The 14445-nt window shown below is 71.7% G+C and carries 13 protein-coding genes; 8 read left to right on the top strand and 5 right to left on the bottom strand.

The window, feature by feature from the left end:
- Window positions 1–8 precede the first annotated feature (8 nt).
- A complete protein-coding gene (locus tag Pdca_RS00135) occupies window positions 9–209 on the bottom strand; it encodes a cold-shock protein (RefSeq protein ID WP_085914078.1) in 201 nt (66 codons plus the stop codon).
- Window positions 210–991: 782 nt separating this feature from the next.
- Here Pdca_RS00135 and Pdca_RS00130 point away from each other — a divergent pair.
- The 5 genes from Pdca_RS00130 (at window position 992) to Pdca_RS00110 (ending at window position 8610) form a co-directional block, all read left to right on the top strand.
- Window positions 992–2602 (top strand): ABC transporter ATP-binding protein, encoded by a 1611-nt coding sequence (locus Pdca_RS00130; protein WP_232021337.1) that lies wholly within the window; start codon window positions 992–994, stop codon window positions 2600–2602.
- Window positions 2599–4434 carry an ABC transporter ATP-binding protein gene (locus Pdca_RS00125; RefSeq protein WP_197719880.1) on the top strand — a complete coding sequence of 612 codons (1836 nt, stop codon included), beginning with the start codon at window positions 2599–2601 and terminating at the stop codon, window positions 4432–4434. The genes Pdca_RS00130 and Pdca_RS00125 overlap by 4 nt, the downstream gene beginning before the upstream one ends.
- Window positions 4435–4575: 141 nt before the next feature.
- On the top strand, window positions 4576–5736 hold the full coding sequence (locus Pdca_RS00120) for a sensor histidine kinase (protein ID WP_085914077.1): 1161 nt from the start codon (window positions 4576–4578) through the stop codon (window positions 5734–5736).
- A 131-nt stretch (window positions 5737–5867) separates the two neighbouring features.
- Window positions 5868–6539 carry a response regulator gene (locus Pdca_RS00115; protein WP_085914160.1) on the top strand — a complete coding sequence of 224 codons (672 nt, stop codon included), beginning with the start codon at window positions 5868–5870 and terminating at the stop codon, window positions 6537–6539.
- A gap of 118 nt (window positions 6540–6657) precedes the next feature.
- Complete coding sequence (locus Pdca_RS00110; RefSeq protein WP_085914076.1) at window positions 6658–8610, top strand: alpha/beta hydrolase; 1953 nt, start codon at window positions 6658–6660, stop codon at window positions 8608–8610.
- A gap of 28 nt (window positions 8611–8638) precedes the next feature.
- Here Pdca_RS00110 and Pdca_RS00105 read toward each other — a convergent pair whose 3' ends face one another.
- Window positions 8639–9241, bottom strand: coding sequence for a TetR/AcrR family transcriptional regulator (locus tag Pdca_RS00105; RefSeq protein WP_085914075.1), 603 nt, complete (start codon window positions 9239–9241; stop codon window positions 8639–8641).
- A 166-nt stretch (window positions 9242–9407) separates the two neighbouring features.
- Here Pdca_RS00105 and Pdca_RS00100 point away from each other — a divergent pair, with 166 nt between their 5' ends.
- The 3 genes from Pdca_RS00100 to Pdca_RS00085 all read left to right on the top strand — a co-directional run bounded on the left by Pdca_RS00100 (window position 9408) and on the right by Pdca_RS00085 (window position 12415).
- Window positions 9408–10484, top strand: coding sequence for an alkene reductase (locus Pdca_RS00100; RefSeq protein ID WP_085914074.1), 1077 nt, complete (start codon window positions 9408–9410; stop codon window positions 10482–10484).
- Between the two features lie 216 nt (window positions 10485–10700).
- A complete protein-coding gene (locus tag Pdca_RS00095) occupies window positions 10701–11024 on the top strand; it encodes a hypothetical protein (protein ID WP_085914073.1) in 324 nt (107 codons plus the stop codon).
- A gap of 602 nt (window positions 11025–11626) precedes the next feature.
- The gene (locus Pdca_RS00085; RefSeq protein ID WP_085914072.1) at window positions 11627–12415 is read left to right on the top strand and encodes a VOC family protein; all 789 of its coding nucleotides are present in this window, start codon (window positions 11627–11629) and stop codon (window positions 12413–12415) included.
- Window positions 12416–12665: 250 nt separating this feature from the next.
- Here the strand turns inward: Pdca_RS00085 and Pdca_RS00080 are convergent, their stop codons facing one another.
- From Pdca_RS00080 to Pdca_RS00070, 3 genes are all read right to left on the bottom strand, one after another.
- Entirely contained in the window at window positions 12666–13463 is a 798-nt protein-coding gene (locus Pdca_RS00080; RefSeq protein ID WP_085914071.1) for a phosphotransferase, read from the bottom strand.
- Between the two features lie 320 nt (window positions 13464–13783).
- Window positions 13784–14167: a DUF5615 family PIN-like protein gene (locus Pdca_RS00075; RefSeq protein WP_085914070.1), complete on the bottom strand. Its 384-nt coding sequence runs from the start codon at window positions 14165–14167 to the stop codon at window positions 13784–13786.
- Window positions 14164–14397, bottom strand: a complete 234-nt coding sequence (locus tag Pdca_RS00070; RefSeq protein WP_085914069.1) for a DUF433 domain-containing protein — start codon at window positions 14395–14397, stop codon at window positions 14164–14166. The genes Pdca_RS00075 and Pdca_RS00070 overlap by 4 nt, the downstream gene beginning before the upstream one ends.
- Window positions 14398–14445 lie beyond the last annotated feature (48 nt).

The following is a 14445-nucleotide window of genomic DNA, read 5'->3' as shown; positions in this document are numbered from 1 at the left end:
GAGGAACGTCAGATGGTGACGTTCGAGGCCTGCGGGCCCTTGGCGCCCTGGGTGACCTCGTAGGTCACGGCCTGGTTCTCGGACAGCTCACGGAAGCCCGAGGCGTCGATCGCCGAGTAGTGCACGAAAACGTCGGCGCCGCCGTCGTCGGGGGCGATGAATCCGAAACCCTTTTCGGCGTTGAACCACTTGACGGTACCGGTGGCCATGAAGGTAACTCCTTGTTGCATAGCGTGTGGACGGAACAACCACGTCCTGCGGCTGTCCGGGTCACTGCGATTCCCAGACGGCAGCCAGCTCCAGCTACACCAAAGACAGCGAATCCGCCCGCATCATCATCCCGCGAGCGCGCTCAGAGAAACGAACTTCAGAACTTACGGTGACCGGTTGTCACGCTACACCCAGCCGCCCGTGGCACCAACAACGATCACCGGGAAAGTCTGCGCGCGGGCCCTCGCCCGCCGGGCCGGCAGCGTCGTGGCGGATGGATCGACGGACCCCGACCGGTGATCCACCTGCGATGTCTCGCCCACGCGGCTCACCCGACAGACCGACGAGTGATCTGCGCCATAGCCGACTGGGCCGGGCGACCGGAGAAGCGCGTTCACTCGTTCGTGGAGTCGGGTCTTGACGAGATCTGCAGTGGCGGCTGAAGATATGGCCATCGAACAAGGCGGTCCTGACGCCACAGGGACGGCGACCGGGTCGAGAGGCTTGGGAGGGCGATTCATCAGAACAGCTCCCGAACATCTGGATCACTGAGTACGCAGTAGCCGACGAACGCGGGGCCCGGCCGACACGGCCGGGCCCCGCTCGTCGTCTCCGTCGATCGCGCGCGGGCGGCTACTGTGTGCCCGTGCCGTGGGGTGTCGTGCACATGCCGCGTGGATCACCGGACGGCCACACGGCGCCGCGGGAGAACGATCTTCGATCGCCTGCGGCGTTCCTGATCTGGCTGGCGCGTTCGCAGTGGCCGCGCATCCTCCGCGGCATGGCGCTCGGCAGCGCCTGGATGGTCGCCCTGGTGTCGCCGCCGTACCTGCTGTCCCGCGTGATCGACGACGGCCTCGTTCCGGGCGACACCACCGCCCTGCTGAGCTGGGCGGGGGCCCTGGTGGGTGTCGGGTTCCTCGTCGCCGCGCTCGGGATCGCGCGGCACCGCACGATGACCCGGATCCGGATGGACGCGTCGTTCCGGACCGTGCGCGCGACCGTGCGGCAGTGCGCACGGCTGGGCGCGTCACTGCGCCGGCGGCTGGACACCGGGGAGATCACCACCGTCGGTATCGCCGACGTGCAGGTGGTGTCCCAGGCGATGACGGTGACCGGTCCCGGGTTCGGCGCGGTCGTCGCCTACGTCGTGGTCGCCGTCGTGCTGGTCGCCATCTCGCCGCTGCTGGCCGTGGTCGTGCTGGCAGGCGTCCCGCTCCTCGCGATCACCATCGGCCCGCTGTTGCGGCGCATCGAACGCACCGCCGGCGGATACCGGGGCATTCAGGGCGGGCTCACCCACCGCCTGGTCGATCTGCTCGCCGGGCTGCCGGTGCTCAACGGATTGGGCGGCAAGGGCTTCCACCAGGAGCGCTACGAGCGACAGTCACAGCGCCTGGTCGCCGTCGGCTACCAGGTGGGAGGCCCGACGAGCTGGGTGGGCGCGCTGGCGACCGGTCTGCCCGCGCTCGCCCTGGCCGCGGTCACCTGGCTGGCGGCTCGGACCGCCGCCCAGGGCGGCATCACGGTCGGGGAGCTGGCGGCGGTGTACGGCTACCTGGCGATGCTGGCGGTGCCGGTATCGGCGCTGATCGAAGGAGCCGGGGACATCGCCCGTGGCCTGGTCTCCGCGGATCGGGTCGTGCGGCTGCTGCGTCTGGAGCCGGATCGTCGCGACGGCCCGGACGCGCTGGCGGTGCCGGACGCCGGCCCCGTGCTGGACCCCACCTCGGGGGTCGAGATCGAACCCGGGCAGCTGACAGCACTGGTCGGGGCCGACCCGGCTGCCGCGGCCGCGGTCGTCGACCGGCTGGGGCGACTGTGCGAGACCGATGCGACCGTGGCCGGTGTCCGGATCGACGCGCTGGAGCCGGCCGGGTGGCGCGAGCGGGTGGTGGTCGCCGACAACGACGCCGCCCTGTTCGCCGGCACCGTCGGCGAGATCGTCGCCGGCCGCTTCCCGATCGAACAGGAGCGGGTACGGGCAGCCGTGCACACCGCGGCGGCCGACGACGTCGTCGGGGCACTGCCCGGCGGGCTCGAGGCGCAGCTGAACGGTGGCGCCACGACGCTGTCCGGTGGGCAGCGCCAGCGGCTGCGGCTCGCCCGAGTGGTGTATGCCGATCCGCAGGTGCTGCTCGCGGTCGAGCCGACATCGGCGGTGGACGCCATCACCGAAGCCACGATCGCCGAGCGGCTGCGCGTGTACCGCAGCGGCCGCACCACGGTCGTGGTCACGTCCTCGCCACTGATCCTCGACCGTGCCGACCGGGTGGTGTTCCTCCCCGAGCGAGGCCCTGCCGCGAGCGGGACGCACAGTGAGTTGTCGGCCCGCGAGCCCGCCTACCGCGAGCTGGTCGGACGACGCTCCGGGACGGAGCCCGGCACGTGAACGGCCACGCGGGAACAGCTGACCCGACCGGTGCCGAGGACCGGACGCTGCCGGTCGCCGGATCCGCGCGGCTGCGTGCGGCGGTGCTCGGCGAGCTACGGGCCGACCGGGCCGCGGTCGCCGCGATGCTCCTGCTGAACGCGGCAGCGGCCGGTGCGGGGCTGGTCGCACCCTGGCTGCTCGGCCGGATCGTGGACGTCGTCTCGGCCGGGACGGATCCGGATCCGCTGGGCACGATCGACGTGCTCGCGCTGATCGTCGTCGTCACGACGGTGGCACAGATCGTGCTGTCCCGGATGGCGCTCGGGGTGGGTTACCGGTTCGGCGAGCGCAGCGCGGCCCGGATCCGGGAGCGCCTGCTCGACCGCGCACTGGCGCTCCCCGCGGCGATCGTCGAGGCGTCCGACCGCGGGGACCTGATCTCCCGGGGCAGCACCGACGCCACCGTCGTCGCGACAGCGCTGCGCCGCGCCGTGCCCGAGGTCGCCGTCGCCTCGGTCCAGGTGGTGTTCCTCGTCGCTGCGGTGCTGGCCCTCGATCCGCGGCTCGGGCTGTGCGGACTCGGGTGCCTCGCGGCGATGGGGGTGTCGCTGCGCTGGTATCTGCGCCGCGCCCGCTCGGCGTACCTGCACGAGGCCCGCGCCGGCGCGGCGCTGGCCGATGTCGTCACCAGCACCGCGCGCGGTGCACGCACGATCGAGGCACTGGCCCTGGAGCACGAACGGGCCGCGGCGGCGGAGAAGGTGATCGACGTCGTCCGATCCGCCCGGCTGCGCACGCTGAGGCTGCGCACCGTGCTGTTTCCGTCGGTCGACATCGCCCTGGCGCTGCCGGTCGTCGGGGTGCTGCTGGCCGGCGCGGCACTCAACGGGGCAGGCCTGGTCACCCTGGGCACGGTGATCGCGGCCACCGTGTACCTGCGCCAGCTCACCACCCCGCTGGACACACTCATGCTGTGGGTCGAGCAGCTCCAGGGCGCCGCCGCGGCGCTCGCCAGGCTCGAGGGACTGGCCGAGGTGCCCGTCCCCGACACGACTCGCACCGGCACACCTCGCGACGACCGGATCGAGGTGCGCAACGTCCACTACGCCTACGGCGCCGGACCGGACGTGCTGCACGGCATCGACCTGGTGATCCGGCCCGGGGAGCGACTCGCGATCGTCGGGGCCTCCGGCGCCGGCAAGTCCACACTGGGCCGGTTGCTGGCCGGGCTGGACCGGCCACGCACCGGCACGGTCGACGTCGGCGGTGTCCCGGTCGCGGACCTGCCGCCGGACCGGTTGCGCGCCCAGGTCGTGCTCATCACCCAGGACCACCACGTCTTCGACGACACGGTGCGCGACAACCTGCGCCTCGCCCGCCCGGATGCCGGTGACCGGGACCTGCTCCGAGCCCTCGCCGCGGTCGGTGCCCACCGGGTCGCCGACCTGCCCGAGGGGCTGGACAGCGTGCTCGGCCGCGAGACCGAGCTCGACGGTGCGAGCGCCCAGCAACTCTCCCTGGCCAGGGTGGTGCTGGCCGACCCGCACACCCTGGTCCTGGACGAGGCGACCGCGCTGCTGGACCCCACCACCGCGCGCAGCACCGAACGCGCGCTCGCCTCGGTGCTCGAGGGCCGCACGGTCGTGGCGATCGCGCACCGGCTGCAGACCGCCCGCGAGGCCGACCGGATCGCCGTCCTGCACGAAGGCCGGCTGGTCGAGCTCGGCTCGCACCGCGAGCTGCTGGCCGCCGACGGGACCTACGCACTGCTGTGGCACTCGTGGCGTTCCGGCGACGAGAGCGGTGCGGATCCCGAGCCCCTGCACGACCCGACCGCCCACCACCGGTAGTTCCGCAGCCACGCTCGCTGCTCCCCCATCCCGTACCCGGGAACGCGCGGCGAGGATTCGGGGGCGACGCCTCACCGTCGTCACGGCACGGTGCCGTCCGGCACCGCGGTCGGCCGAAGCGGACCTGCCTAGCCTGTACCCGTGACGGCCACCCCGATCGGCGCCGCATCGCCCACCCGTCCGCGGCGCGCCGCCGGCCTGTCCGCGGCGGCGAGCCCGGCGCGGGACGCGGCGGTGGCGACCGCGGTGGTGATCGGTCTCTGGTGGACGGTCCCCCCGGAGATCGGCCGGCCGGCCCAGGCCGGTCTGGCGCTGGTCGTGGTGCTGGCGGTGGTCCTGCGCCACCGCTTCCCGCGAGCCGCGACGGCAGTGGCGGCGTTGTCCACCGGGGTCGCCTGGCTGTCGGGTGCCACGGCCGACCCGGGGGTGCTCGTCGGGTGGTGTCTGTTCGCCGTGGCCGAGCGGCAGGGCGAGCGGCTCGCGCCCAACCGGATCGTTGCGGCGACGGCGGTCGTCGCCCTTCTGCTGCTGCTGACCGTGGCTCCGGGGGACCTGGGCGGGACGGTCCGCTGGGCCGTCGTCACCATCGTGGTCCTCACGGCCGCCTGGGTTCTCGGGGTACGGACCCGCCGGCTGCGCCGGGAGACAGCCGTGCGGGTGGCGACGGAGGAGCGGCTACGGCTCTCGCGCGACGTGCACGACGCCCTCGGGCACTCGCTCGGCACGATCGGGGTCCGGGCCGGCGTCGCCGCGCACGTCGACACCTTGTCGGCCGACGAGCTGCGGGAGGCGCTGCGGGAGATCGCCGAGACCGCCCGCTGTTCGGTCGCGGAGCTGCACGTGCTGCTCGGCCGGATCCGCGACGGGGAGTCCGCCGGCACGGACCTGCCGACCGACCTACGCACCCTCGCCCGGACGATGCAGCGCTCGGGTATCGACGCCGCCGCCGAGATCGAGATCGACCCCGACATCGACACCGACGCGGTGTCCGCTCTTGCGGCGCCGCTGCGCACGACGCTGTACCGCGTCGCGCAGGAGGCGACGACCAACGTCGTCCGCCACTCCGGTGCGACGCGCTGCCGGATCACGCTCACCCTGACCGGCCCGCCGGCCGACCGGTGGATCACTCTGTGTGTGACCGACGACGGACGCGGCCCCGGTGCCGCGCCGCCGGGGCACGGCCTGACCGGCATGGAGGAGCGCGTCCACGCGCACGGCGGCACGCTCCGGACCGGTGGGCCTCCCGGTTTCACCCTCACCGCGACCCTGCCGGCCACGACAGCAGCCCGGGACCCGCAGTGAACGACACCAACGCGGGACGCGGGACGAACGACACCAACGCGGGACGCGCACTGAACAACACCACCGCGGGACGCGCACTGAACAACACCACCGCGGGACGCGCAGTGAACGACACCACCGCGGGACGCGCAGTGAGCGACACCGCCGCGCGGATCCGCGTGCTGATCGCCGACGACGACCCGATCCTGCGCCGGTCGCTGCGGCTGCTCATCGACTCCGATCCCGCGATGACCACGGTCGGCGAGGCGGGTGACGGCGCGCAGGCCATCGCCCTGACCGCGCAGCATCATCCGGACGTCGTGCTCATGGACGTACGTATGCCGGTGCTCGACGGCCTCGAGGCGACCCGGCGGCTGCGCACCGGCGGCGGCGGTCCGCGTGTGCTCGTGCTGACCATGTTCGACGTCGACGGTCACGTGTACGAGGCACTACGGGCCGGCGCGTCCGGGTTCCTGCTCAAGAACGCCCCACCTGCCGAACTGCTCCGTGCGGTCCGGGTCGTCGCCGCCGGTGAGGCGCTGCTCGCCCCCGAGATCACCCGCCGTTTCATCGAACGGTTCGTGCCGGCACGCCCCGGCCCGCATCCGCGTCTGAGCACGCTGAGCCCCCGCGAACGGCACACCCTCGCCCTCGTCGGGCAGGGGCTGTCCAATCCCGAGATCGCCGCCGCGCTGGTGGTCACCCCCACCACGGTGCGGACCTATGTCAGCCGCATCCTGACCAAGCTGGACGCCCGCGACCGCGTGCAGCTCGTCATCCTCGCCCGCGAGACCGGTCTCCTCGTCGACGACCACCGATCCTGAGCTGCCGACCCCGAACCGCCGCCGCTGACCACTGAGCCGGGCTTCTCCGTGGCCGTCCGGCGGGACTGTCGACGCTCGCAGACTGTGCCCGGCGAGCGGGCGTTGTTCGCTCGACACCATGTCCGCCGTCGTCCCGTTGCTCGAGATCGTCCTGCCGTTCGTGGTGGGTCTCGCCGTGGTGCTCCTCCCCGGCCGGTTCCGCACCGTGCACCTGCTCCTGCTCGCCGGTGGGACGGTCGTGGCGACCGTCGTCCCGTGGGTGCTGCTCCCGGAGCGGTCGATCGTCGGGCTGGTCGAGCTACAGCTCGTGTGGGCGGCACCGATGGCGTTCTGGTGCGGCGTCGCCGTGCTCATCGTGAACCGGCGGCCGAGGCGCGAGCGCGGGCCACGGTCCCGCGTCGTGCGCCGCGCCGTGCGGTTCGGTCTGCTGTTCGGCGCGGGCATCGGGATCAGCGCGCTGAGCGCACTGTTCCCGTTCACGCTGTTCCTCGGCCCCCGCGAGATCACCTGGCCCGTCCGGTCCATGGTGCGCCCCGCAGAGATCGTCGAGCTCGCGCTCCCGGCGCTGACGTCGTTCCACGGTCATCTCGACGGCTGGGCCTGGAACCGGGCGCTGCTGCTGCTCGCAGGCCTGCTGCTGTGGGCCGTGGCCGGGCGGCGGGCACGTCGCGTGGCGGACGGAGCCGGTGTCGGGTCACCCGCACCGGCCCGACCGGTCGGCGCCGTCGGCGCGCTCCTGGTGCTGGCCGCCGCTGCGGTGACGGTGTCCGTGGGGTGGCCGAGCCCGGCCGGTGAGTGGCGGTGGGGCTGGGCCGAGAGCCGCATCGACGTACCGGTCGACGCGGCCGCACCGGACGGGCCGACGATCGAGATCAGCTACCTCGTCCACCCCGCCCGCGACACCACCACCCCGCACGGGGTGGTCGTCGCCGCGGTCGGCGGGCCGTCGCCCGGCAGCCAGTCCCGCGACCAGCTCGTCGGGGTGCTCGATCCGATCGCCGGCACCCATGACGTCGTGGTCAGTGACTATCGGGGCTTCGGCCGGTCCACCCCGCTCGCCTGCCCGGACGTCGACCTCGGCGGCGCCGACGCTTCCGCCGTGTCCGCCTGTTACGCCCGCCTCGGCCCGATGGCCGGGACACTCGGGGCGCAGTCCGCCGCCGGGGACCTGGAGGCCGTCCGCCGGGCACTCGGGGTCGACCGGTGGAGCCTCTACGGGCAGTCCTACGGGACCCTGTTCGCCCAGGCCTACGCCGAGCAGTACCCCCGGGCGGTGCGGTCGGTCGTCCTGGACAGCGCGCTGCCGCTCGTCTCGACACCCGATTTCACCTTCACCACGTCGCAGCTGACGCCGCCGGCCGACACCAACGCCTGGCAGGACGCGATCGACCGGGCCCGGGCAGCAGGCCCCGGCGCTCCGCGGGTCACCGACCTGGCCACGATCCAGCTGTTCTCCACCTGGTCGGAGGTCGCCGCCGGGCGGGACGCAGCACTGCGGCTCCCCCCGGAACGACGCTCGGCGGAACTGACCCGGGTCGCCGACGACCTGAACGCCCAGCTCTCGGCGATGCGCAACGATCCCCTGGCTGGCCTCGTTCCCCCGCAGCCGACAGCGCTCTACGCGTGCAACGACTACCCGATGCCCTTCGCCTTCGACGCGGCTCCCGCCGAACGCGAAGCCACCACCCGCCGTTACGCCGAGGACCGCTTCACCACCGCGGTCGCCCCGTTCACCTGGCAGGAGGTCGACGAGGCACTACGCGCAGCGAACGGACTGCGCGTGCACGGGTTCCGGTACGAGGCGTGTCTGTACGGGCAGGGCCGACCGCACTCCGTCGACCCGTCGGCGCTGCCCACCGTCCCGGTCCTGGTCATCAGCGGCTCCGAGGACTACACGACCACCCCGGCGATGGCGGACAGCATCGGGGCCCAGTGGGGCGCGACCGTCCTGAAGATCGACGGCGCCGACCACTTCGTCCTGCTCGACAACCACTGTGCCCGCCGAGCTACGGCCGCGTTCCTGGACGATCCCAGGTCCTCGGATCTGCCGAGATGCGCTGCCGAGGGATGAGCACGACCATCCGGGCACGGGCCGAGGATCATCGAGGGAGGATCGCCGAGACCTGCCCGCGGATGCTCGCGACGACCTCCGGCACGCTCACGTCCGGGTCCACCGTCGATGCCATCGCCAGGAAGATGATGGCGGAGACGACGTGTGCCAGTGTCGCGGCCTCCGCCGTGTCGAGCCCGGCGTGCTGTGCGAGGAGGCCGGCGGCCGCCTGCTCGGTCTCTCCCACGATGCACAGAGCTTCGGCGTTGTGGGGCTCCGCCGAGTCACCGAAGATCATCTCTCGGAGGTAGAGGCGTCCATTGTCGACCTGGACGCGGTTGCACTCCACGATCGGAGTGATGAGCGCTGTCACGGCGTCGAGGGCGCCACCGGCGTCGACAGCGGCGGCGCGGCCACGCTCGAGCGCTGCGGCGTAGCGGGCGTTCTGCACCAGCAGCAGCAGCTCGCCCTTGGTCTTGACGTACAGGAACAGGGTGCCGGTGCCGATGTCGGCCTTGTCCGCGATCTCCTGCGTGGTGACCTCGTCGACGCTGCGCTCGACGAAGAGCTCGCTCGCGGCCGCGGTGATGCGTTCGAGCTTGGCCTGCTTGTTCCGCTCACGCCGGCCGAGCGGCTGGGGAGCCCGCGACATCGGCTGTCCTCCTCGGAAATAAAACTCTGAGCATCCTCATTTATGAGTACAGTCATCGTCGTGTGGGTCGGACTTGCGTTCCCGATGATCCCACGACGACGCGGCGCGACCTGGCGTCGAGTCGTCGGCGATGACGGACCGGTCGACAGCAAAGGGAACCTCCCTCATGACCTCGAGTTCACTCTGGCAGCCGTTCACGCTGGGGCGGGTCCAGCTCGCGCACCGGCTGGCGTTGGCACCGATGACCCGCAACAGGGCGAACCCGGATGGCACGCCGGGCGAGCTGGCAGCGGAGTACTACGGCCAGCGCGCATCGCTGGGGCTGCTGATCAGCGAATCGACCCAGCCGTCGGAGGACGGTCAGGGCTATCTCGCAACTCCCGGGATCTACACCCCCGAGCACGTCACGGCGTGGAAGACCGTCGCCGATGCGGTGCACGCAGGCGGCGGGAACCTGTTCATCCAGCTGATGCACGCCGGCCGGATGGCCCACCCGGACAACACCCCACACCACCGCCGGCCGGTAGGACCGTCGGCGATCTCCGCCGAGCAGGACATGGTCACGATGACCGGTCCACAGCAGACGCCCGTACCCCGGGAACTCGACACGGTCGAGATCCAGGACGTGATCGCGGAGTTCCGGCACGCCGCCGCCTCGGCCGTCGCCGCGGGCGCCGACGGGGTGGAGATCCACGCCGCCAACGGGTTCCTGTTGCACCAGTTCCTGTCGCCGAACGCGAACCACCGCGATGACTCCTACGGCGGATCGGTGCAGAACCGGGCCCGGATCGTCATCGAGATCGCCCAGGCCGTGGCCGAGGAGATCGGGGCCGATCGCACCGGCATCCGCATCTCCCCTGCCCTCCCCCTCGGTGGGCTCGACGAAGGTGACGCCGAGGCGGTGCGTGCCCAGTACCGGTACCTGGTCGGTGAGCTCGCGCGGCTGAACCTCGTCTATCTGCACGTCTTCCATGTCGGGGACGACGAACTGCTGCGCAGCCTCCGCGACCTCTGGCCGAACGCGCTGCTCCTCATCCGCTACGGGCGCACGCGTGAACAGATTGCCGCTGACATCGACGCCGGCCTCGCCGACATCGCCCCACTGGGTCAGTTCGCACTCGCGAACCCCGACATCGTCGAGCGGCTCCGGACCGATTCCCCGCTGAACGAGGTGGATCCGGCCACCCTCTACGGCGGTGCCGAGGCCGGCTACACCGACTACCCGACGCTCGCCGGCAACTGATTCACACACGCACGTGAGCCGCCCGCCGCGTTACCGCTGCGCCGTGCGGGCGGCTCACGGCCTGCGCCGGACGACCCGGCTGCAGCCCGAGCGCGGCCACGCTCCCCGGCGGCTGATGCGGGAGTCGACCCGGCCGCGCAGCGCAGCCCATGGCAGCGTTACTCGCCATCGGCGATCACGTGACAGCCGGCGGCGAGTTGCTCGAAGGACTGAGCTGTGTCTGACCGACCTGAAATTGTGTGCATCTGCGGCTCCATCCGATTCACGGCGGAGATGTGTGCAGCGAGCCGTGCCCTGTCCCTTGCGGGCGCCATCGTCGTCGCGCCGAGCGCCTGCTTGCACGACGACGATCAGGAAGCGAACGAGTCCATCACCGACGAGCAGAAGACTGCGTTGGGCGCCCTTCACCTGCGCAAGATCGACTTAGCGGATCGCGTACTGGTCGTCAACCCCGGCGGCTACCTCGGCGAGTCCACGAGCAGGGAGATCGCGTACGCACGCGCCGCCGGCAAGCCGATCTCGTTCACCGACCCGGTCTGACCTGACTCGTTGCACGGGGTTCGCGAGCAACGCGTCTCGGCGGTTCGGACCAGGCAGCTTCGGAGGTAGGACGCGACCGTCCTGAAGATCGACGGCGCCGACCACTTCGTCCTGCTCTACAACCACTGTGCCGCCGAGCTACGGCCGCGTTCCTGGACGATCCCAGGTCCTCGGATCTTCCGACATGCGCTGCAGACGACCTTCCCCTTCCGTGCCCATGTGGGCTGTCCGTGCCAGAGCTCGGGTGACAGTTCCGGAGCGTGGTCGGTGACGAGGGCATGGATGCGTCGTGCGGTCGGGCTCGGCCATGCGCTCGATCTCGGCCAGGACGTCGGCCCGTCGGAGGCGGCCTTGACGGCGATCGATCAGAAATCGAGAAGCACCGGTGAGACGTCCGGTCCTAGCGTGACAATCATGGAAACCGGCCTCCACGACACATCTCTCGGGCACCGGTGCCGAGGCCGAGCGCCAGGGTCCCACCGCCACGCGCCCGGTTTCGAGATCCGCGAGGACCACGGCTCCCGCGACCGTGCCTCCGGCGGTCACGAGGGCAACCCCGTCCCGATCGACCAGGCCGACCGACAGCTGCAGGAGACGCTCGCATGACGCTCACGCTCGACACCATCACACTCGGTGCCTCGGACCCGCAGTCGGCGTGTGCCTTCTACACGTCGGTGTTCTCGGCCGCCTCCACCGACGAGGAGGTGGACCTGCACGGCACCGGACGCCTCGCGCTCCGCCCACTCGGCGAGCTCGCCGACGACGCCGGCACGGGACCGACGACTTCCGGCTTCCGCGGCTACGTCCTGTCCACCATCGTCGAGCAGCCCGCGGAGGTCGAAGCGCTCCTGCAGGCTGCGGCCGCGAACGGCGCCGTTGCTGTCCGACCGGCGAAGAAGAAGCTCTTCGGCGAGTTCACCGCCGTGTACCGGGCCCCGGACGGCGCCCTGTGGAAGCTGGCCGCAGCGACGAAGAAGAACTCCGGCCCGGTGACGACTCCGATCAGACCCACCGAGACGGCCGTCTACCTCGGCGTGGCCGCACCGAAGGCATCCAAGGTGTTCTACGAAGCCGTCGGCATGTGCGTCGACCGGGACTACGGCGACACCTTCGTCGACTTCACCGTCGCCCCCGGGGTGTGCCGGCTCGGTCTGCTGCCTCGCCGGTCCCTCGCCAAGGACGCCGGCGTCGAACCGGGTGGCGACGGTTTCGCGGGCCTCGTGCTCACCCACGCTGCCCGGTCCCGCGACGATCTGAACTCGATCCTGAAGGCCGCCGACACCGCCGGGGGCACCGTCACCGCGGCAGAGAGCCGTACCGACGACGGCCTGCACGTCGCTTCCTTCTCCGACCTCGACGGCTTCCGTTGGAAGGTCACGGCACCGAACTGAGCGCAGAAGCTCGCCGGCCGGCACCGTCCACGTCGAGCGGCTCCGGACCGATGCCCCGCTGAACGAGGTGGATCCGACCACCCGCCGGCAACTGATTCACACGCGCACGTGAGCCGCCCGCCGCGCTACCGCTGCGCCGTGCGGGTGGTTCACGGCCTGCGCCGGACGACCCGGTCCGTACCCGAGGTAGCGCTGCGCGCGGCTCTGACCACCGAGAAGAGAATCCGGACGCAGCGCGCTCCCACTCCGGTCAGACGGTCGCGGCGGCGACCACGGTGACCCATGCGCTCGCTCGGTCGCCGTCGAGTCCGCTGGTCAACGCGATGCTTCGGGCGAGCGCGTGGGCCGTGTGCAGGTCGTCGAAGCTGAGTTCGAGCGCGAGCACCGCGACGTCGTAGGCGGCCTCGCCGTTCATCCCGCGAGGGCCGATGAACCACAGTCGCGAGTCGCCGTGGAGCACGTTGCGCGGTGAGAGGTCGGCATGACACAGACCGGACCCGGACCCGGCGGCGAGCTGGTCGAGCATGTCGAGAGCCGCGCCTCGATGTGGTGGCTGGTCGTCGGCCGGCAGGTCGACGAGGCGGGCGCGCAGCCACGGAACGACGCTGGGCACCGACGGCGGACCGTCCTCGGCGGACAGGGTGCGCAGCATCGTCGTCACGGCGGTGAGGTTCGACGGGGTCGGCTCGCGCTCGGCGAACGACGTTCCCGGGGTGATCGCGTCCATCGCGGTCCACGTACCGGCCTCGGTGTGCCGCACGCCGTGCACTGCAGGTGCGAGGCCGGCATCTGCGAGCCGTTCCAGCACCGCGGCCTGCGCAGCGGCGTCGGGGTCGGGGGTCGAGCGCAGGACGACGCGCGCACCGGTACCGGTGGCCGCTTCGACGACGTGCGCGGACCCGGCCGGGAACGTGCGACCGGTGGGTGTCACCGCGAGCGAGTCGCACAACTCCGCGAGCTCGCGGGGCAGGGCGTCGATCCAGGCGGCGGCGCGGTCGGGCCATCGGGAGCGTGCGGCGTCGGCGACGGCAGGGCTGAGGGACGTCATGAGTGGAGTGCCCTGAGGTGGGTGTTCATGTCGTCGACGACGAACGCGTCCGCACCGGCGAATCCGTCTGTGTGCTGGGGCTTCGTGGCATGACCGGGGCAGGGTACCCCTGCGGCAGTTCCGGCGATGAGGTCGGTGATCGACTGGTCCGCCGGGTTCTCCTCGCGCCACCGCAGGTGCGCCGGTGGCGGTCAACTGGACCCGGGGCGCCGGCGACCGACCCGGGCCACGTCGTGCCTCGTCGCAGAAGGCTGACGTCGTAACCCTCGAAGACTGTCGCGAGCGTCGCGAGGTTGACGTGCCGCTCCGGCAGCCCGGTGTCACGGGAACCGGTCCGGGCCATCCTTGCGCGGGCGGTGCAAGACAAGCGCTTCCGACCCGATCTCGACGAACGCCACCTCGTCCAGCGCGGCGACGATCGTGTCGAGGTTCGCGGCGAACAGCGCCAACAGCGCTGCGTTGGCGATGTTGCCGGTCGCGACCACGAGCAGCCGGCGAGGCGACCCGGACAGCAGATGTCCGTCTCGGAAGTCGCGGTCCTTCGTCACGACCACCCGACCTTCTCGGTCGGCCAGAGCGGCGATCTGTGCGTCCGTCGTGCGGTTGCCGTCCGGCAGGTCGGTCGTGTGCAACGCTTGGTGGCCGGCGTCGGTCAGAGCCCGCGCCAGTCGCGCGGGCAACTGCGCGTCGACGAGGAACCTCACGCGGCGCCGAGCGGGACCACCCGACGGCGACCTGCCGCCAACGCGCCGAACTCCAAGGCCGCGAGCAGATCATCGCGTTCAAGGTCGGGATAGTCCTCGAGCACCTCGTCGATGCTCATCCCAGCCGACAACAGCTCCAGCAGGCTCTCGACGGTGTAGCGCAGACCCCGCACCGTCGGCTGGCCGTGGCACACCGCCGGGTCCGAGGTGATGCGGTCCAGACGCGTCATGAGTACAGCGTACCGGCGCGAGGGCCAGTTCCGAGCTGATCCAACTGG

Source organism: Pseudonocardia autotrophica, assembly GCF_003945385.1.
Classification (GTDB): domain Bacteria; phylum Actinomycetota; class Actinomycetes; order Mycobacteriales; family Pseudonocardiaceae; genus Pseudonocardia; species Pseudonocardia autotrophica.
This window is presented reverse-complemented; position numbering and strand designations above follow the sequence as displayed.

Coding starts and splice junctions, on each gene's coding strand:
- Pdca_RS00070 (WP_085914069.1), bottom strand. CDS start 14,397: ATGACGCGTCTGGACCGCATCACCTCGGACCCGGCGGTGTGCCACGGC.
- Pdca_RS00105 (WP_085914075.1), bottom strand. CDS start 9,241: ATGTCGCGGGCTCCCCAGCCGCTCGGCCGGCGTGAGCGGAACAAGCAG.
- Pdca_RS00110 (WP_085914076.1), top strand. CDS start 6,658: ATGTCCGCCGTCGTCCCGTTGCTCGAGATCGTCCTGCCGTTCGTGGTG.
- Pdca_RS00080 (WP_085914071.1), bottom strand. CDS start 13,463: ATGACGTCCCTCAGCCCTGCCGTCGCCGACGCCGCACGCTCCCGATGG.
- Pdca_RS00085 (WP_085914072.1), top strand. CDS start 11,627: ATGACGCTCACGCTCGACACCATCACACTCGGTGCCTCGGACCCGCAG.
- Pdca_RS00130 (WP_232021337.1), top strand. CDS start 992: ATGGCGCTCGGCAGCGCCTGGATGGTCGCCCTGGTGTCGCCGCCGTAC.
- Pdca_RS00100 (WP_085914074.1), top strand. CDS start 9,408: ATGACCTCGAGTTCACTCTGGCAGCCGTTCACGCTGGGGCGGGTCCAG.
- Pdca_RS00135 (WP_085914078.1), bottom strand. CDS start 209: ATGGCCACCGGTACCGTCAAGTGGTTCAACGCCGAAAAGGGTTTCGGA.